The 18,261-nt window shown below is 73.4% G+C and carries 13 protein-coding genes, 1 pseudogene and 2 CRISPR repeat arrays; of the genes and pseudogenes, 8 read left to right on the forward strand and 6 right to left on the reverse strand.

Annotated features, from left to right (window positions below):
* Together paaA and def are read right to left on the reverse strand one after the other, a co-directional pair.
* The coding region (gene paaA, locus ACFP3U_RS03950; protein ID WP_380223952.1) for a 1,2-phenylacetyl-CoA epoxidase subunit PaaA at positions 1-1,019 on the reverse strand (1,019 nt) is incomplete at its 3' end.
* A gap of 213 nt (positions 1,020-1,232) precedes the next feature.
* Positions 1,233-1,883 carry a peptide deformylase gene (def, locus tag ACFP3U_RS03955; RefSeq protein ID WP_380223953.1) on the reverse strand — a complete coding sequence of 217 codons (651 nt, stop codon included), beginning with the start codon at positions 1,881-1,883 and terminating at the stop codon, positions 1,233-1,235.
* 318 nt (positions 1,884-2,201) lie between these two features.
* On the opposite strand from def, the gene ACFP3U_RS03960 reads away from it, so the two are divergent.
* Positions 2,202-2,819, forward strand: coding sequence for an ArsR/SmtB family transcription factor (locus ACFP3U_RS03960; RefSeq protein ID WP_380223736.1), 618 nt, complete (start codon positions 2,202-2,204; stop codon positions 2,817-2,819).
* 86 nt (positions 2,820-2,905) lie between these two features.
* Here ACFP3U_RS03960 and ACFP3U_RS03965 read toward each other — a convergent pair whose 3' ends face one another.
* From ACFP3U_RS03965 to ACFP3U_RS03975, 3 genes are all read right to left on the reverse strand, one after another.
* Positions 2,906-4,393 carry a M20/M25/M40 family metallo-hydrolase gene (locus ACFP3U_RS03965; protein ID WP_380223737.1) on the reverse strand — a complete coding sequence of 496 codons (1,488 nt, stop codon included), beginning with the start codon at positions 4,391-4,393 and terminating at the stop codon, positions 2,906-2,908.
* A 709-nt stretch (positions 4,394-5,102) separates the two neighbouring features.
* A complete protein-coding gene (locus ACFP3U_RS03970) occupies positions 5,103-5,762 on the reverse strand; it encodes a response regulator transcription factor (protein WP_380223738.1) in 660 nt (219 codons plus the stop codon).
* The gene (locus ACFP3U_RS03975) at positions 5,759-7,324 is read right to left on the reverse strand and encodes a sensor histidine kinase (RefSeq protein ID WP_380223739.1); all 1,566 of its coding nucleotides are present in this window, start codon (positions 7,322-7,324) and stop codon (positions 5,759-5,761) included. Before ACFP3U_RS03975 ends, ACFP3U_RS03970 begins: the two co-directional genes overlap by 4 nt.
* 160 nt (positions 7,325-7,484) lie before the next feature.
* Here ACFP3U_RS03975 and ACFP3U_RS03980 point away from each other — a divergent pair, with 160 nt between their 5' ends.
* The 5 genes and pseudogenes from ACFP3U_RS03980 to ACFP3U_RS04000 all read left to right on the forward strand — a co-directional run bounded on the left by ACFP3U_RS03980 (position 7,485) and on the right by ACFP3U_RS04000 (position 11,298).
* Positions 7,485-8,420, forward strand: a complete 936-nt coding sequence (locus ACFP3U_RS03980; RefSeq protein ID WP_380223740.1) for a class I SAM-dependent methyltransferase — start codon at positions 7,485-7,487, stop codon at positions 8,418-8,420.
* A 145-nt stretch (positions 8,421-8,565) separates the two neighbouring features.
* Positions 8,566-8,868, forward strand: a complete 303-nt coding sequence (locus tag ACFP3U_RS03985; protein ID WP_380223741.1) for a GNAT family N-acetyltransferase — start codon at positions 8,566-8,568, stop codon at positions 8,866-8,868.
* Between the two features lie 107 nt (positions 8,869-8,975).
* Positions 8,976-9,377, forward strand: a pseudogene (locus ACFP3U_RS03990) ((4Fe-4S)-binding protein); the annotation flags it as partial.
* 127 nt (positions 9,378-9,504) lie between these two features.
* Positions 9,505-10,527, forward strand: coding sequence for an aldo/keto reductase (locus ACFP3U_RS03995; RefSeq protein WP_380223742.1), 1,023 nt, complete (start codon positions 9,505-9,507; stop codon positions 10,525-10,527).
* 180 nt (positions 10,528-10,707) lie between these two features.
* On the forward strand, positions 10,708-11,298 hold the full coding sequence (locus ACFP3U_RS04000; protein WP_380223743.1) for a TetR/AcrR family transcriptional regulator: 591 nt from the start codon (positions 10,708-10,710) through the stop codon (positions 11,296-11,298).
* Between the two features lie 106 nt (positions 11,299-11,404).
* On the opposite strand, the gene ACFP3U_RS04005 is transcribed toward ACFP3U_RS04000, so the two are convergent.
* A complete protein-coding gene (locus tag ACFP3U_RS04005; protein ID WP_380223744.1) occupies positions 11,405-11,671 on the reverse strand; it encodes a GlsB/YeaQ/YmgE family stress response membrane protein in 267 nt (88 codons plus the stop codon).
* A gap of 202 nt (positions 11,672-11,873) precedes the next feature.
* Between ACFP3U_RS04005 and ACFP3U_RS04010 the strand changes: the two genes are divergently transcribed.
* Positions 11,874-13,115, forward strand: a complete 1,242-nt coding sequence (locus tag ACFP3U_RS04010) for a glycosyltransferase (protein ID WP_380223745.1) — start codon at positions 11,874-11,876, stop codon at positions 13,113-13,115.
* 658 nt (positions 13,116-13,773) lie between these two features.
* Positions 13,774-15,267: direct repeats of the CRISPR family, unit length 29 nt; unit sequence CTGCTCCCCGCGCGTGCGGGGCTGATTCC.
* 357 nt (positions 15,268-15,624) lie between these two features.
* The gene (gene bla, locus ACFP3U_RS04015) at positions 15,625-16,479 is read left to right on the forward strand and encodes a class A beta-lactamase (RefSeq protein WP_380223746.1); all 855 of its coding nucleotides are present in this window, start codon (positions 15,625-15,627) and stop codon (positions 16,477-16,479) included.
* Between the two features lie 378 nt (positions 16,480-16,857).
* Positions 16,858-18,229: direct repeats of the CRISPR family, unit length 29 nt; unit sequence CTGCTCCCCGCGCGTGCGGGGTTGGTCCC.
* Positions 18,230-18,261: the final 32 nt, after the last annotated feature.

The following is an 18,261-nucleotide window of genomic DNA, read 5'->3' on the forward strand; positions in this document are numbered from 1 at the left end:
GCGGTGCCGGCGGTGCCGGCGGTGCCGGCGGTGCCGGCGGTGCCGGCGGTGCCGGCGGTGCCGGGGGTGCCGGGGGTGCCGGCTTCCGCGCGGCGCTTCTCCGCGTACGCCGTGGCCGCCTCGCGGACCCACGCGCCGTCCTCGTGGGCGGCCCGTCGGCGGTCCAGGCGCTGGGCGTTGCACGGGCCCTGGCCCTGGATGACCCGGGTCAGCTCCGACCAGTCCGGCTCGCCGAAGTCCCAGCTGCCGCGCTCCTCGTTCCAGCTCAGCTCGGGGTCGGGGAGGGTGACGCCGAGGTGCTCGGCCTGCGGCACGGTCATGTCGACGAAACGCTGCCGCAGCTCGTCGTTGGTGTGCCGCTTGATCCGCCAGGCCATCGAACGGGCGGTGTTCGGCGAGGCGTCGTCCGAGGGGCCGAACATCATCAGCGACGGCCACCACCAGCGGTCCACCGCGTCCTGGACCATCCGGCGCTGGGCCTCGGTGCCGCGCATCAGCGTCATCAGCAGCTCGTAGCCCTGGCGCTGGTGGAACGACTCCTCCTTGCAGATCCGGACCATGGCGCGCGCGTACGGGCCGTAGCTGCAGCGGCAGAGCGGGACCTGGTTGCAGATCGCGGCGCCGTCGACCAGCCAGCCGATCACGCCCACGTCGGCGAAGGTGAGGGTCGGGTAGTTGAAGATCGAGGAGTACTTCTGGCGGCCGGAGATCAGCTTCTCGGTGAGCTCGGCGCGGTCCACCCCGAGGGTCTCGGCGGCGGCGTAGAGGTACAGGCCGTGGCCGGCCTCGTCCTGGGCCTTCGCGAGCAGGATCGCCTTGCGGCGCAGGGACGGGGCGCGGGTGAGCCAGTTGCCCTCGGGCTGCATGCCGATGATCTCGGAGTGGGCGTGCTGGGCGATCTGGCGGACGAGGGTCGCCCGGTAGGCGTCGGGCATCCAGTCGCGCGGCTCGATGCGCTGCTCCGCGGCGACGACGGCCTCGAACAGGTCCTCCGGCGACCGCTCGGGCCTCTCGACCACCTCTGCTGTCACCACGGTCCCCTTTCGCTGTCTGCCCGGCCGTCCCGCCCGGGGGCGGTCGGCGGCTCTCCCGGCCGCCCGCTGGGGCAACCGACTGACCGTTCGGTCGGTACCATTCTGCGCGGTGGGACGGCCGGCTGACAAGGGAGCACCGCCGATGGCGGGCGGGGGGCGGGGGCGGGGCCGACGGGGACGGCCCCGGTCCGGGCGGGTTCAGCGCAGGGCGGCCAGTTCCTCCGTACGGGCCGCCCGCTTGGCGAACATCTCCGCCTTGCGCTCCTCCATGCGACGCAGCGCCGCCCGCCGGCCCCGGGCGGCGAGACGGTCGATGTAGAGACCGCCGTCGAGGTGGTCGGTCTCGTGCTGGAGGCAGCGCGCGAAGTAGCCGCGGCCCTCGACGACCAGCGGCCGACCGTCGAGGCCCCGGCCGCGGACGACCGCGACGTCCGGGCGGGCCAGTGCCGCGTACGGACCGGGGACGGAGAGGCAGCCCTCCTCGGCCTCGACGAGACGGCGCGCCCCGGCGGGGAGCTCGTCGAGCACCGGGTTGAGGACGTGGCCCACGTGGCGGACGCCGTCCTCGTCGAAGCAGTCCCAGACGAAGACCCGAAGGTCGACGCCGATCTGGTTGGCCGCCAGTCCGGCGCCCTCGGCGACCCACATGGCGGCGAACATGTCGTCGACCAGTCGCGCCAGCCCGGCGGTGCCGAACTCGTGCTCCGCGACGTCCCGACACCGCCGGTGCAGGACGTCCTCCCCGACGACGGTGATCCGCCGCGCCTCGCCCCGCAACGCCTCCGGCGGCACCTCCGGATACCCGCCAACCACCTCGCCCTGCACCCGCACCTGCCCCCGGACCCGCATCGCCCGCTCCATCGACTCGCCTCGCGCCACGATCCCTCTCCCCTGCGCCTCGTACCGCCTCATACCGCCTCGCCGCGGCGCACTGCACCGGAGTGCGCCACAGTGCGCCGAGCCGCACCGCATCCGGTGCGGCCGGCGTCGCTCCCACCCTCCCACACTTTGCAAAGTCCGCACTTTGCAAAGTGTCGGAGAGGGGCTGCTGACGGCGCCGAGCAGCGCCGCGAACTCCCGCATATCACCAGCTAGACACCTGTTTACGCCCACAGTCACGCGACTCCGCACTTGCCAAAGCACTTTGCAAAGTGGAGGCTTTGCAAAGTGACCACCTACAACAAGCCCGCCGAACCTGCCACGCTCCCGACAGGCGCGCCCGCCCGGCCACTGCCGCACCACGCGGTGCGCGCCGCGCTGCTCGACCTCATCGCCGAGTGGGGCAGCATCACCGCGAACCAGGCCGCCCAGATGATCCGCCAGAGTTCCGGGACGTGCTCCTTCCATCTGCGCCAGCTGGCCCGGTACGGGCTGATCGAGGAGGCGCCGACCGGGGACGGCCGATCGCGGCCGTGGCGGCTGCGCTGGGAGGGATCCCTCATGCCGCCAGGCACGGCCGAAGAGCCGGCCGGCCGGGTCGGGCGCCATCCGACCTCCGAGCTGGCGAGCGAGTTGGAGGACGGCAGCTACCGGCACTGGCTCGCCAACCGGTCCGCCGCACCCGCCGAATGGCAGCGGGACCAGACCTCCAGCGACATCCTGCACCTCACCGCCGACGAACTCGCCGACCTCGGCGCCGCCGTCCGCGCCCTGCTCGCCCCCTATCGACAGCGTGAACCACGTGCGGGAACGCGCCCTGTGGCGGCGGTCACCCGGCTCTTCCCGCTGCTCGCGGACACCGAAGGGGAGGCGGAGCCGCGCTGGCGAGTGACAAATGACAACTGACAGATTCTGAAATCTGCCAGTTGTCATTTGTCACTCGCCAGGCGTCAGCAGTCAGGCGTCATCCAGGGACGACGCCCTCGGCGCCGTCACCCCTCCGAGCGATCGCGCAACCGCGGGAGCGGAACGGCGAGCAGCGCCGCCAGCAGAGCGATCCGCGGCGCCAGCTGGTCGATCCGAATGTGCTCGTGCCGGGCATGCGCACCCGCACCGACGGCGCCGAAGCCGTCGAGCGTGGGGAGCCCGCGCGAACCCGGCAGGTTGGTGTCACCGGCGCCACCCGCCGGACCACCGTCCAACTGCTGCCCGAGCACCGCCGCGAGCGAACGGACGTGGCGCAGCAGCGGGTTGGCGGAGCGCTCGGGCCAGGCGGGACGGCTGGACAGCACCTCGGTCCGCACCCGCGCGCCCGGCCGCTGTGCGGTCAGCCGGGCGAGGTTGTCCAGGGTCCGGCGCTGCGCCTCGGTCGTGGCGAAGCGCAGGCCGAGCTCGGCCTCGGCCCGGCCGGCGATGACGTTGGCGCGGCTGCCGCCGCTGATCCGGCCCGCGTTGAGTTCGGTGCCGGGGAGGCTGACCAGGCCGCGCACGGCGACGAGCTGGTCGACGAGCTCGTCCACCGCCGAGACCCCGTCGGCGGCGTCGTTGCCGGCGTGCGCCTCGCGGCCAGTGACGGTGAGCCGCACCCGGGTGGAGCCGCGGCGGGCGGTCTTGAGCCGACCGTCCGGGTGCGGCGGTTCGAGGCCCAGTACGGCAGCGGCGCCCCGTAGTTGGCGTTCGACGAGGCGGCGGCCGTCCGGGCTGCCGACCTCCTCGTCGGAGACCACGACCAGGCGGACGGTGCGGTGCGGGCGCTGGCCGAGGTCGGCGAGCAGGGCGAACGCGCCTTCCAGAATGGCGAGTCCGCCCTTCATGTCGACCACGCCGGGTCCGCTCAGGGTGCCGTCCTGTTCGGTGACCGGCCAGTCGGTGAGGATGCCGGCGGGCCAGACGGTGTCGTGGTGACCGACGACGAGGAGGTGCGGCAGGCTCTCGTCCCGGCCCTCCCACTGGAGGACCAGGTGGTCGCCGGCCGGACCGGGTTCGCGGTGGACAGTGGCGCCGGTGGCCCGGAAGCCGGATGCCAACTCCTCGGCGAGGGCGTCGAGTCGCGGTGCGTCGCCGCTCGGTGACTCGATCCGGGCCAGGTCGGCGCAGCGTCGCCGAACGGCTCCGGCGAGGGTCCGGGCGCGAGTGGTGAGGGCCTGGGGCAGACCGGGGAGCGCGGCGGTGGGGCCGGGTTGGCCCTCGCAGTCGGGGGCGGCCGGGGTGTGGGGGGCCGCTGCGACGGGTGGCTCGGCGGTGGTCGCGGGTGCGGGGGCTGGGGCAGCTGGGGCGAGGGCGGTTCGGGCGGTGCCGGCCCTGGTCGTGCCGGAGGTGGCCGCGCCGGGTTCGGCGTCTGCGGTCCTGGTCGGCTCGGGGGTGACCTCGGTGGTGGCGGTCGCGGGGCCTGCGGTGGGGTCGGCCGTGGGGGCGGCAGGGGCGGCGGCGGGCGCGGGGCTTGCCGCGGCGGCGGCGGGGCGGACGGCGTGAGGACTCAACGCTTGCCTCCGCGGCCGCCGCCGGTATACAGCGGCCGCGCGGGTCGGCCGGGGTGGCCGGGCTGCCCCGACCAGGTCGCCGGGATCACGGGCCCGACCGCAACGGCGGGACACCGAGACGGTCCGTCCGGTCCAAGTGCGCTGGAACGGTTGGTCGGCGTGTGTGGCATGTGCGTCCTCCTCGCTCGATCCGGTGGCCCCGATCATCCCGGAGCCTCCGTGGACGGCGGATTCCCTTTGCGGCGGGCGCAGAACGGCGCACCACCGCAGGGAAGCCGAGATGTGAGCCTAGAAGAACCGTTCGGTTTCCTGCGAGGTGGCCCTGCTCCCAGCGCGCCGGGGCCGGAATCCGCCCCTGTGCGGGACCGCGGAACGGCGGCCGGCGCACGGGCGTGCGGGCCTGGCTCGGCGCGCGGGCGCGGTCGCCGGATCGCACCCACCTCCACCATGGACCCGGGGCCGGGGTTCGGCAGCGCAGGACGCCAAGGCGCGCCTTTTCCAAGCCAGATGGGTGACGGCGGGTCGGCGGCGAGTACCGCGTGGCGCTGATTCGAGGGAGTCGAATCGGGGCAAATCACCATGCTCTGACATGAAGGCGGAGGAGTGCGGACAGAAGGCCGCGTGGCCCGGAGGGCACGGCGGGCCGGGGAGGACGCAGCGCCGATCACGACCGCGGGCGTGCTCGGCGGTCGCGACCGTCGACGGTCGGTCAGACGGCGCCGTCGACCACCCCCGCATCCCGGGCAAGCAACGCCGCCTGGACGCGGTTGCCGACGCCCAGCCCGGTGAGGATCCGGCTGACATGAGCCTTGACCGTGCTCTCGCGCATCCCGAGGACGGTCGCGATCTCGGCGTTGGAACGGCCGACCGCGAGTTCGCGCAGTACGTCGCTCTCGCGCGGTGTGAGCCCGGCCAGTCGAGCCCGGGCGGCGACCGCGCGCGGCTCGCCGGTGCGGTGGTAGCGGTCGATGAGCCGGCGCGCGGCGACCGGGTGGAGCATGCCCTGTCCGCCGGCGACCACATGGACGGCGCGGGCGATCTCCGCGGGTGGGGTGTCCTTGAGCAGGAAGCCGTCGGCGCCGGCCGCGAGTGCCCGGTAGACGTACTCGTCGAGGTCGAACGTGGTGAGCGCGATGACGCGCGGGCCGTCGGGCAGCGCGCGCAGCCGCCGGGTCGCGGCGATGCCGTCGAGCCGGGGCATCCGGATGTCCATCAGGGCGACGTCGACGCGGTGCAGCTTGGCGAGTTCGACGGCCTCCAGGCCGTCGGCGGCCTCGGCGACCACGGTGAGCTCGGGGTCCTGGGCGAGCAGGTCGACGAGTCCGAGCCGGACCAGCGCATCGTCGTCGACGACCATGGTGCGGATCACGTCGCCCCGCCCGGTGGGTTCGGGCGGGTCCTCGGCGCGGGGGTCGCCGGAGCGGGACGCCGGTGGGTCGGCGGGACGGTGGGTAGGACGGCGGGCGGTGCGGGCGGCTGGGCAGGTGATCGGACCGCTGGCCGGTGCGGCGCCGGGAGGCGGGCGGCGAGACGGAAGCCGCCCCGGCCGTCGGGCCCCGCGTCGAGGTGCCCGCCGAGCGCGCGGACCCGTTCGCCGAGCCCGACCAGGCCGTAGCCGCCCCCGGTGCAGGCACCGGACGGAGCCGGGTCGCCCGCGCCGTTGTGCACCTCGACGGTCGTCGCGGGCGCGCCGTACCGGACGTGGACGGTGACCGGCGCGGTGTGCGCGTATTTGCGCGCGTTGGTCAACGCCTCCTGGACGACCCGGTGCACGGCCAGCCGGTGGGTCGTCGGAATGTCCTCCGAGTCTCCGGCGAGGGCGAGTTCGACGCGCTGGCCCGCGTCGGTGGCCTCGGCGGCGAGGTCGGCGAGGTCGCGCAGGGCGGGCGCGGCGATGGGCGGCGTACCCGTGACGGGCCGGGAGCCGGTGAGTCCGGGGAGCGCCGTGTCACCGACCGCCGTCACCGGCCGGGGTCCGGGCGCAGCCGCCGCAGGGCTGCCCGGCGGCGTCACGCCGGTGGCGGCGAGGGGGCGGGCGACGTCGGGCGCCCTGGGCGGGTCGGGTGCTCCGGGCGGGTCGGGCGGTGCGGCGCGGTCGGGTGGGACGGCCGACTCCGTCGTGTCGGCCCGGAGGGCGCCGAGGACGTCGCGCAGGTCGTCGAGGGAGCGGGCGGCCGTCGTCCGGAGCAGTTCCAGACGGTGCGCGAGGCGCTCGGGGTCGTCGGCCACCGTGCCGGCCCGGGCTTGGTCGCGGAGCACGCCGGCGTGCAGGACGAGGAGGCTGAGGCGGTGGGCGAGGACGTCGTGCATCTCGCGGGCGATCCGGGCGCGTTCGGCGGAGCGGGCCTGCTCGGCGCGGAGTTCGCGCTCCCGGCTCAGTGCGTCGACCTTGGCGTGCAGGGTCCGGATCAGCACGCGACGGCCGTGCAGCCACAGTCCGAGGGAGAGGACGGCGGCCTCGACCAGGAATTGGGACCCGGCGGTTTCGGCCCAGTCGGCAAGGGATTCGGCGCGGACCGCGCCGAGCCCCGCGAGCACGGCCGCGGCGGCGACGGCCGGGCCGAAGTGGCCCGTCGAGGCCAGGCGGAAGACGCTGAACAGGCCGGGAAAGGCGCGGTTCAACAGTCCGCTGACGAGCACGGGCAGCACGGCGGCGGCGACCGGGTGGCGGCGGGCGAGGAGCAGGGAGAGCGAGGCGAGGACGGCGCCGGCCATGCGCAGTGGGCGCAACGGGAGGTCATGGCCGTGCCATTGGACGACGGTCTCCTCGACGGCGAGCGCGAGGACGGTCAGGATGAGGAGCGTCTCGGTCAGGCGGGGCCGGTCGGGGGCGTACCAGCCGAGCGGACCGGTTCGCGGACGGCGCGGCAGGCGTGGCGCGCGGGGTGGGCGCGGCGGAACTGCCGGGTGTGCCAGGTACTTCGCGGTCATCGGTCCTCCTCCCGCTACTGCCGTCCAGGGCCCTGATGCTACGACGCCTCGACGGGCGTCGCCCCTGACGATCGGCCATCGGCACCACCGACTTTCGTCGGGGGTGCGGGGTGCCGGTCGACAGTGTCGCGGAGTTCGGACCGCTCCTACCTTCGGTGTCATGACGACAGATCAGCTCGACCCCGATCCCGCAGCTGCGGCTTCCCGCCCCGGCGCCCCGGAGGCCCTGCTCGTTCCCGCCGGGTGCCGGTCGAGCAGCGGTGACGGGTGGTTCTTCGCCTCCGAGGCTCTGCGCACGTTCCGGCTGACGGGCGCGGTGGCGCCGAGCGGGGCGGGCCTGGTGGACGCGCTGGTGGTCCCGGCGACGAGCCGCCCGGACCGGCCCATCTCGGTGCTGGAGGTGGGGGCCGGGACGGGTCCGGTGACGCGGCGGCTGGTCCAGGTACTGCGGGCGGGAGACCAGCTGCACGTGGTGGAGCCCAATCCCCGGTTCGCCCAACGGCTGCGGTCGGACGCGGAGTTGGTGCGGCGAGCGCCCGAGCTGGCCTTACGCGTGTCGGCGTGCCGAGTGCAGGACCTTCCGGAGCACCGCACGTCCGACCATCACGGCGGGACTCGCGGCGGCGCCGAGCGCGACGGCGTCCATGGATTCGACGACGGGGCCGGGCCCGCCGTCGAGCAGTACGACGTGATTGTGTCGGGGCTGCCGTTCACCAACTTCGAGCCGGCGGAGGTCCGGCGCATCCTCGACCTCTATTTGCGGTTACTGGTGCCGGGCGGAGAGTTGACGTACTTCGGGTACCTGGGGACGTCGGCGGCGCGGCTGCTGACGTCCGGGCCGCGGCGGGGTGCGCGGCACCGGGCGGTGGTGCGGTTGCTACGGCGGTTCGAGGAGGAGTACGGACTGGGGAGCCGGGTGGTGTGGCGGAACGTTCCCCCGGCGCGAGCGCACCTGCTGCGCGCGCCGGGCGGGGCTCGGCCCGCGACGGCCGCGAGCCTGTCGGACGTGGCGGCGGCCAGGCCGCGCGGCGCGCTCCCGAGCACCGACGCAGGCGCCGACGGCCCGGCGGGCGGGGTGACGGCGGCCGCTCGATGATGGGAGACGGGGCGGGGCCCGGGTCGGTGTGGGTCGCGAGTCGAGCAGGCGCGATGCGGTCGTCGCCGAGCAGTGGCGGCAACCGGCGGCCCGGCCAGCCAGGCCGGTACGTCGGGCGGTGATTTCGAGCAGTGAGGAGTCCGCCATGACGGTCACGATCCGTGACGCCGAGGGCGCCGGCCGGTTCGAGGCGTGGGTGGACGGCGACCTGGCCGGGTTCGCGGAGTACCTGCGCAGCGACGAGCTGGTGGTGTACCCGCACACGATCGTCGAGCCCGCGCACGAAGGACAGGGCATCGGCGGAGCGCTGGCGCGGGCAGCCCTGGACGACGCACGGGCGCGGGGGCTGGCGGTGCTGGCGACGTGCCCGTTCATCAAGGGGTGGATGCTCCGGCACCCCGAGTACATCGATCTGGCGTACGAGAGCCGGAGCCGGGTGAGCGACTGATGGCCGGCGGCCGCAGGGACGTCGGGGGCGCGGGTGACCGCGCCGGGTCGGGTGACCACGCCGGGCAGACCGGCAGCGCGGGGTCGGGCGGGCGGGGTCGGGGCGCCCGGGCGTACCAGGGGGAAGGGATCACGGTGACCTTCGACGCCCGGGTGTGCCGACATGCCGCGGAGTGCGTGCACGGGTTGCCGACGGTGTTCGACGCGGCGCGGCGGCCGTGGATCATGCCGGACGCCGCCGAACCGGAGGTGATCGCCGAGGTGGTGCGCCGCTGTCCGACGGGGGCGCTGGCCTACCGGCTGGCGGACGGCACGGCCGAGGCGCCGGACCGTCCGACCACGGTGCGCCGGACCGCCGACGGGCGGTTGCTCGTCCGTGGCGAACTGCGGGTGACGGACGCGGCGGGCGACGTCCGCGAGACGCCGAGGGCGATGCTGTGCGGCTGCGGCCGGAGTGCCGAGCCCCCGTACTGCGACCGCAGCGGGGCGTGCGGCCAGCACGAACAGTAACTAACTCCTGACATCACGCGACGGTCGGCACCCCATCGCCCTGACGACTGACAAATGACAACTGACAGATTTCAGATGACAGATAACAGATTTTGAAATCTGTCAGCGCCCATGTCATCGTTGAAGCATGTCCACCACGCCGCACCTCACCCGCCTCCCCCAGCGCGCGCTCGGCACCACCGGCCCGACCGTCTCCGCCCTCAGCCTCGGCTGCATGGGCATGTCAGACCTCTACGGCCCCGCCGACGAGGCCGAGAGCATCGCGACCATCCACGCCGCCCTCGACGCGGGCGTCACCCTGCTCGACACCGGCGACTTCTACGGCATGGGCCACAACGAGCTGCTGATCCACGAGGCGCTGCGCGGCCGCGACCGCGAGGACGTCCGGATCAGCGTGAAGTTCGGCGCCCAGCGCAGCCCGGACGGCCAGTGGCTCGGCTACGACGCCCGCCCGGCCGCCGTCAAGACCTCCCTCGCCTACGCCCTGCGCCGCCTGCGCACCGACCACATCGACATCTACCGCCCGGCCCGGCTCGACCCGGCCGTACCGATCGAGGAGACCGTCGGCGCGATCGCCGAGCTGGTCCAGGCCGGATACGTCCGCCACATCGGCCTCTCCGAGGTCGGCGCCGACACCCTGCGCCGCGCCGCCGCCGTCCACCCGATCAGCGACCTCCAGATCGAGTACTCGCTCATCTCGCGTTCCGTCGAGACCGAGATCCTGCCCACCGCCCGCGAGCTCGGCATCGGCGTCACCGCGTACGGCGTGCTCTCGCGCGGCCTGCTCAGCGGCCACTGGCAGAACGACCGGGAACTGTCCGGCACCGACTTCCGCGGCCACAGCCCTCGCTTCCAGGGCGACAACCTCACCCACAACCTCCGGCTCGTCGACGCCCTGCGCGCGGTCGCCGCCGAACGCAAGGCCACCGTCGCGCAGATCGCGATCGCCTGGGTCGTCTCGCGCGGCGAGGACATCGTTCCGCTGGTCGGTGCCCGGCGCCGCGAGCGCCTCGCCGAGGCGCTCGGCGCGCTCGACGTGACCCTCACCGAGGCCGACCTCGCCGCCATCGAGGCGGCGGTCCCCGCCGGGTCCGCGGCCGGCGACCGGTACGCTGCCGCTCAGATGGCCCATCTCGACAGCGAGCGCTGAGCCGCGGCCCCGGCCGCGCCGGCGACCCGCCCCGAGCGGGGCCGTCCGCACCCGCACCAACCGCCGGTCACCCGGCGACCCGCCCGACAGCCAGCCGCCCAACAGCCAGCCGCCAGCCGGCCGTCCGCCCCGCCGCACCCCGGCGGACCGGACGCCTCACCCGTAAGGACGTACCTCCCCGTGACCACGGACAGCGCACTCACCTCCGAACAGATCCTGAGCGCGGCGGAGGACGTTCTCAGGCAGTTCGGCCCGGCGAAGGCCACCGTCGTCGACGTCGCTCGCACGCTCGGCGTCAGCCACGGCAGCGTCTACCGCTTCTTCCCGAGCAAGGCGGCCCTGCGCGAGGCCGTCACCGAACGCTGGCTCGCCCAGGCCCACGACGAGCTGCGCTTCATCGCCATCGAGGCCGGTCCCGCCACGGAGCGCCTGCACCGCTGGCTGACCGTCCTGTTCGCCGCCAAGCGCAAGAAGGCCTTCGACGACCCGCAGCTCTTCGCGACCTACATGACTCTGGTCGGCGAGAACAGCCACACCGTCGACGCCCACATCGGGACGCTGATCGACCAGATCGCCCAGATCGTCCAGGACGGCATGGAGACCAAAGAGTTCCGACTCGCCCACATCAACTCGACCGCCCGCGCGGTGTTCGAGGCGACCGCCCACTTCCACAACCCCGCCCACGCGGCGAGTTGGTCCGACCCGGCGGCGGACGAGCGGTTCGAGGCCCTCTGGAAGCTCATCCTCGGCGGCCTGGCCGCCAAGGCCTGACCGCTCTCCGCGGCGCCCGGCGACCGGGCCTCGGACGCCACCGAGCACAACGGACCGGCCCCGCGATCCCGCGCGGCCGGTCCGTACCGCCGGTTCCGCCCCGCCGTCAGTCGCGGGAGTTCCCGAAGACGATCCGGTAGAGGATCAGCAGCACCAGGGCGCCACCGATCGCGGACGCCCACGTCGCCAGGTCGAAGAACTGGGCCGTCACCGGCCGGTTCAGGAACTTCGCGGAGATCCATCCGCCGACGAAGGAGCCGGCGACGCCGATCAGCGTCGTCACCACCAGGCCGCCCGGGTCCCGCCCCGGCAGCAGCAGCTTGGCCAGGGCCCCGGCCACCAGGCCCAGCACGATCCATGCAACGAAGCTCATGCGTCCTCCCGCCCTTCGCGAGCCGTACGGCGGCCCCGTGCACGCCGTACTACCTGCAGGGACGCCACACCACCACCGGACGGTTCCGCTCGCCGACCCGTCCGCGCCCGACGGCTCCGCGTCCGGCGCATACCCGGCCGGGGCGGGCCGCACCTGGCGTGGCGCCCTTCCCGGGTCCCGACTGCCCCGGAATACTGCGGCCATGCGCATCCTGATCGCCACCGCCGGCTCGCGGGGCGACGTCGCCCCCTTCACCGGGCTCGGCGCCCGCCTCCACGCGGCCGGCCATCAGGTGGCCCTCGCCACCCACACCTCCTTCGCCGACTCCGTCCGCTCCGCCGGACTGGAGTTCCGCCCCCTGCCCGTCGACCCACGGGCCGAACTCGCCTCCGCCCGGGGCCAACAGCTCCTGCGCGCGGGTTCCGGACCACGTGGACTCCTCCACCTGGTACGCCTCGCAAGGTCGTTCATGCCCGCCCTCGGAACGGGCATCGCCAACGCGGCGGAACCCGGCGCCGACCTCCTCCTCACCACCAGCACCACCGCCGACCTCGGCCAGGTCGTCGCCGAGGCCGCCGGCATCCCGAACATCGCCCTGCACCTCCAACCCCTCTCCCCCACCCGCGAGTTCGCCCCGGCCGTCACCGGCACCCGCTCCCTCTCAGGGCCCGGCAACCTGCTCGCCGGCCACGCCGTACAAGCCGCCGTCGACCGCCTCTTCGCTCCCGCCGTCCGCGGGCTGCGCCGCCAACTGGGCCTGCCCCAGAGGTCCGTGGCAGACGGGCGTCGCAACCGGACCGTGCTGCACGGGTTCTCGCCACGCGTCGTCCCGCGCCCCGCCGACTGGCACCCGACCCACGAGGTCACCGGCTACTGGTGGCCACCGGCCGATCCCGCCTGGAAACCCCCGAGCCGCCTCCTCGACTTCCTCGCCGCCGGACCGCCACCCGTCTACATCGGCTTCGGCAGCCTCGTCGTCCCCGACCCCGAACGGCTCACCACCACCGTCCTCGCCGCCGTCCGCGCGGCCCGCGTCCGCGCCGTCGTCCAGTCCGGCTGGAGCGGCCTCACCCCGCCCGACGACCACGACGACGTCCTCACCATCGGCGACACCCCGCACGACTGGCTCTTCCCGCGCATGGCCGCCACCGTCCACCACGCCGGCGCCGGCACCACCGCCGCCACCCTCCGCGCCGGCACCCCCACCATCCCCGTCCCCGCCCAACTCGACGCCCCCTTCTGGTCCGCCCGCCTCACCCACCTCGGCACCTCCCCCGGCCCGATCCCCCTCCCCCACCTCACCGCGGCCCGCCTCGCCACCGCCATCCGCCACACCCTCGACAACCCCCACCACCGCACCCACGCCCGAACCGTCGCCACCACCCTCACCACCGAGGACGGCCCGGCGAACGTCCTCACCGCGATCGACCGCCTGGCCCGATAGCCCCCGCGCACCGGAGGCGCCAACCGTGCCCCCGCCTGAACGGAGTCACCGCACGCACCACGCGGCCGCCCCCGACTCACGTCCCGCTGGACGATGAAGAGCGGGCCCAACCCTTGAAACACGGGCTCACCAACCACCGCGTCGGCGATGGAGTGGCCATGCGGAAGCATGGCTGCCCGTTCCGCCTCGCTGGGCGGCGACCCCTGGCACCCGCACCGCCGGCTTCGCCGCGGGCGTGGCCCGGTGCAAGCGGACACCTCGACGCAGCGGGCGAGTTCTTCCGCACCAACGACACACAGGCGCCATCCCGATCGGCCCGCGGGCAGAACAACCACCGCATACCAATCGCCATCTGGGTCTACCAACAAACTGACCGCATCGCCTGCTCAGCTGGCCACGGCATCCCCCGTCCCACCACGCGCACGGGTACAGGGAACTCATCGACCTGACACCCGGGCCGCCCTGATGTGCGCGGCACTGCCCCTTCCGTGTCCCAACCGCCAAGGACAGGCCCTCTCCTTGGTCCGCCATACCGTGTCCCACGCGGCCCGGTAGCCTGACACCAGCAGACCGATCCGCCAGAATGCGCAATATGCCCGAATCAACAAAGGTTGCATGCACCAGCACAAGCCCGTGACAAACCCGCAGGTCACGAACTCTGCTCCCCGCGCGTGCGGGGCTGATTCCCGTCCCCGCCGCTGTCCCCACCGCTGTCCCCACTGCTCCCCGCGCGTGCGGGGCTGATTCCCAGGGCCGTAGACGGATCATGGCGACCCTGACCTGCTCCCCGCGCGTGCGGGGCTGATTCCGGCACGGCGCCCGACCCCACCCCGGGGCCGGGCTGCTCCCCGCGCGTGCGGGGCTGATTCCCGCTCCCACATCAGCGAACCCATGCTCTATTTCTGCTCCCCGCGCGTGCGGGGCTGATTCCCATGCTCGTGATCCTCCGGAACGAGTGGGCGACTGCTCCCCGCGCGTGCGGGGCTGATTCCGGCACGGCGCCCGACCCCACCCCGGGGCCGGGCTGCTCCCCGCGCGTGCGGGGCTGATTCCCGCTCCCACATCAGCGAACCCATGCTCTATTTCTGCTCCCCGCGCGTGCGGGGCTGATTCCTCGGGGCGGTGCCAGACGATCAGGTCCACCACGCTGCTCCCCGCGCGTGCGGGGCTGATTCCGACCCGCGCGGCCGGGGAGGGGCGCCGGGCCGCTGCTCCCCGCGCGTGCGGGGCTGATCCCGCGGAGGGGTGGACCGATGACACAGCCGACCCCTGCTCCCCGCGCGTGCGGGGCTGATCCCCCCTTCGAGGGAAGTTTGTGGGCGTACAGTGCCTGCTCCCTGCGCGTGCGGGGCTGATCCCATGGCCTCCGCCGTCTGCACGCTGCCGCGGTCCTGCTCCCCGCGCGTGCGGGGCTGATCCCTCCCCGTGGCGGGCTCCCGTGGCGAAACTCCCCTGCTCCCCGCGCGTGCGGGGCTGATCCCATGGGGAAGTTCGCGCTGGGCGGCGGCTCCGTCTGCTCCCCGCGCGTGCGGGGCTGATCCCCAATTCCGCACGCCGCTTCGATTCCGTGCAAACTGCTCCCCGCGCGTGCGGAGCTGATCCCAGGGCACCCATGTAGTTGGGGTGCATCGTGCGCTGCTCCCCGCGCGTGCGGGGCTGATCCCGGCACCCTCGGCAACGTCAACGTCCAGATCTCCTGCTCCCCGCGCGTGCGGGGCTGATCCCCAGGGCGGCCGGCGGTCGGCCGTGCTCCAGAACTGCTCCCCGCGCGTGCGGGGCTGATCCCATCATCGGCCGCGTCAGCGCGTGGGCGATGAGCTGCTCCCCGCGCGTGCAGGGCTGGTCCCGGAACGTCAGCCACCCGGCGAGGGAGCGGGCGCTGCTCCCCGCGCGTGCGGGGCTGATCCCTGCGGCACCTCACCGTCACCGCCGAGGCCATGCTGCTCCCCGCGCGTGCGGGGCTGATCCTCCTCCGACCAGGGTCCAGTTCGGGGTGATGTGCTGCTCCCCGCGCGCGGGGGGCTGATCCCGCCACGCCGTCGCTCACGGCCACGGTCTCGGCCTGCTCCCCGCGCGTGCGGGGCTGATCCAGTTGCCGAGGTCGTTCAGGTCGATGCCGAGCTCTGTTCCCCGCGCGTACGAGGCTGCTCCCGGCCAGGGGAGCTCGTCCGCCTTCATCACGCTGTTCCCCACATGCGGGAATAGCCCCCGGAACACGACGGCCCCAACGTCTGACTATTGCCAGCCAGCGGATCCTCCCTCGCAGTGGGAGTACGTGGACAGCGCCCGAGCACGGCTACGCATTGTCGGGAAGAGGCGTCCATCGGGTGATGTCGACTGCAGCCTGCTCGTTGTCCGTTTGGCACCAGTGTTCACTCGGTAGAGAACGTGGCACGCTCAGGGTCGGCCCGCGGGTGCGGGATTCCTGCCCAACGCAGCATTAGGAGGATGCACCATGGATTTGCGCCCCGGTCGCCGTCAGGTTCTTGGCGGAGTTGCGGCGACTGCTATGGCCACAATTCTTCCTGGTGGAGGGCGGGCCTTCGCGCAGGAACCTCGCGAAGGCGAACTCGCCAGTCAGCTTCGCGCGCTTGAACGGGCGCACGGGGCACGGTTGGGGGTCTTCGCGCGTGACACGGCCACCGGACGGACGGTGACGTACCGCGCGGACGAACTGTTCCCCATGTGCTCGACGTTCAAGACGATCGCCGTCGCCGCGGTGTTGCGGGACCTTGACCGGGACGGCACGTTCCTCGCCAAGCGCCTGCACTACACGGCAACGGACGTCACGGAATCGGGCCACGCACCGATCACGGGCCTGCCCGCCAACCTCGAAGCCGGCATGGCCGTCGAGGAGTTGTGCACGGCAGCCATCCGGTACAGCGACAACGCCGCCGCCAACCTCCTCCTTCGCGAACTGGGAGGCCCCGAAGCAGTCACCCGCTTCTGCCGATCCATCGGAGACCGGGTAACCCAGCTCGACCGCTGGGAGCCCGCCCTGAACTCCGCAGAACCGGGCCGGACCACCGACACCTCGAGTCCGCGCGCTATCGGCCATGCCTACGCCCGGCTCACCATCGGGAACGCCCTCGACGCACCTGACAGGCAGCGGCTGACCCGATGGCTGCTGAGCAACACCACCGGCGCCAACCGCTTGCGGGCCGGACTCCCGACGGACTGGACCACCGCAGAGAAGACCGGCACCGGCGGTTACGGCACCACCAACGACGTCGGCATCACCTGGCCTGTCGACGGAGGCCCCATCGCCGTTGCGGTGCTCTCCACCAAAAACGATCCCGCCGCGCCGGCCGACGAACCACTGATCACCGAGGCTGCGAGGCTGATCGCCGACGCGGTGACCTAATGTCAACCTCTCGCAAAATAAGGCTTGGTGAGACCGCCTACACCACTCGGCATGTTGGGTCACCCGGGCGCCACACAAGCAGTGCAACGACTCGGGGAAGGATGAGCCGCTCATGGGCCACCGCATACCTACGGCATGCACAACCGGCTCCGGCCAGAAGAAGCACAGCCAGGCACCACCGGCACTGGCCGAGTGCTCGCCTCCAACCTCGCATTCACTACCTGCAACGACCAACAGAGATGCCCTCGCCAGCATGACCCTTGTCACCCCAGTAGCCTGACCTTAGCCCGCAGCATCGCCAGAATGTGGAAAATGCCCGATTCGAAGGAAGTTGCAAACGCCGCCTGACACTCGCGGCAGAGTCCCAGCTCACGAAGTCTGCTCCCCGCGCGTGCGGGGTTGGTCCCAAGCGCGGCCCGAAGCCGAAGTACTGCAAGGACTGCTCCCCGCGCGTGCGGGGTTGGTCCTCCGAACCAATCGGTTCCGGGGCCGGCCTCGTGCTGCTCCCCGCGCGTGCGGGGTTGGTCCAACCCCGCCGAAATGATCAGCGCCGCACACGGCTCTGCTCCCCGCGCGTGCGGGGTTGGTCCCGGCGCGTGCTTCGCCGCGAGCCACGAGGGCTTCTGCTCCCCGCGCGTGCGGGGTTGGTCCCGAACGCCGATGCCCCAGCAGGGTGCCGCTGGGCTGCTCCCCGCGCGTGCGGGGTTGGTCCCTTCTGATCCATCATCCCGAGGGCCCGCGCCGACTGCTCCCCGCGCGTGCGGGGTTGGTCCCGCCCAAGTGCTCGCGCGGAGCCTGCCGGCGTGGCTGCTCCCCGCGCGTGCGGGGTTGGTCCCAGGCCGGACCAGGCGCTCGTGCGCGACGGTGCCTGCTCCCCGCGCGTGCGGGGTTGGTCCCTGTGGGTCCACCAGCGGCACGGGATCCCGATCCTGCTCCCCGCGCGTGCGGGGTTGGTCCCCCGCGTCTGCCCACCAGGCGGTAGGACGCCGCCTGCTCCCCGCGCGTGCGGGGTTGGTCCCCGGTCCACCCCCCAAGGGTGGCGCTGTCCCCTCTGCTCCCCGCGCGTGCGGGGTTGGTCCCGAGATCTACTCCCAGGCACGGCGGAACGACGTCTGCTCCCCGCGCGTGCGGGGTTGGTCCAGTGCAGCGGCGGCACACCGGCCTCGATGGAGCTGCTCCCCGCGCGTGCGGGGTTGATCCCTGCGGACGGGAGTGGTCGCTGGACCCCGGAGCCTGCTCCCCGCGCGTGCGGGGTTGGTCCCGCGGCGACGAGGTCGGTGAGGTCCTGCCAGTACTGCTCCCCGCGCGTGCGGGGTTGGTCCTGATCTGCGCGATGGGCCGCTGCTTGCGCTCCACTGCTCCCCGCGCGTGCGGGGTTGGTCCCGGAGCGGGCACCCGGACGGGCGGGATCGCCACCTGCTCCCCGCGCGTGCGGGGTTGGTCCCTCGGCGTTGCTGGCGAACCCGATGACGTGGATCTGCTCCCCGCGTGTGCGGGGTTGGTCCCCAGGTCGTTCGGCTCACCTGTCGGGCCGGCTGCTGCTCCCCGCGTCTGCGGGGTTGGTCCCGGCGAGCGCGTCCTGGACGCGGAGACCGGGTGCTGCTCCCCACGCGTGCGGGGTTGGTCCCTGGTGGGTGACGGTGGTGGCGTAAGCCTGGAACTGCTCCCCCCGCATGCGGGGTTAATCCCAGCAACTTATGGTCCCGCTCGGCGAGTGGGCGCTGCTCCCCGCGTGTGCGGGGTTGCTCCTGGAAGACGGTGCCGTAACCGGGGGCCGGGGGC

Origin of the sequence: Kitasatospora misakiensis, from assembly GCF_042656005.1 — a bacterium.
Taxonomy (GTDB): domain Bacteria; phylum Actinomycetota; class Actinomycetes; order Streptomycetales; family Streptomycetaceae; genus Kitasatospora; species Kitasatospora misakiensis.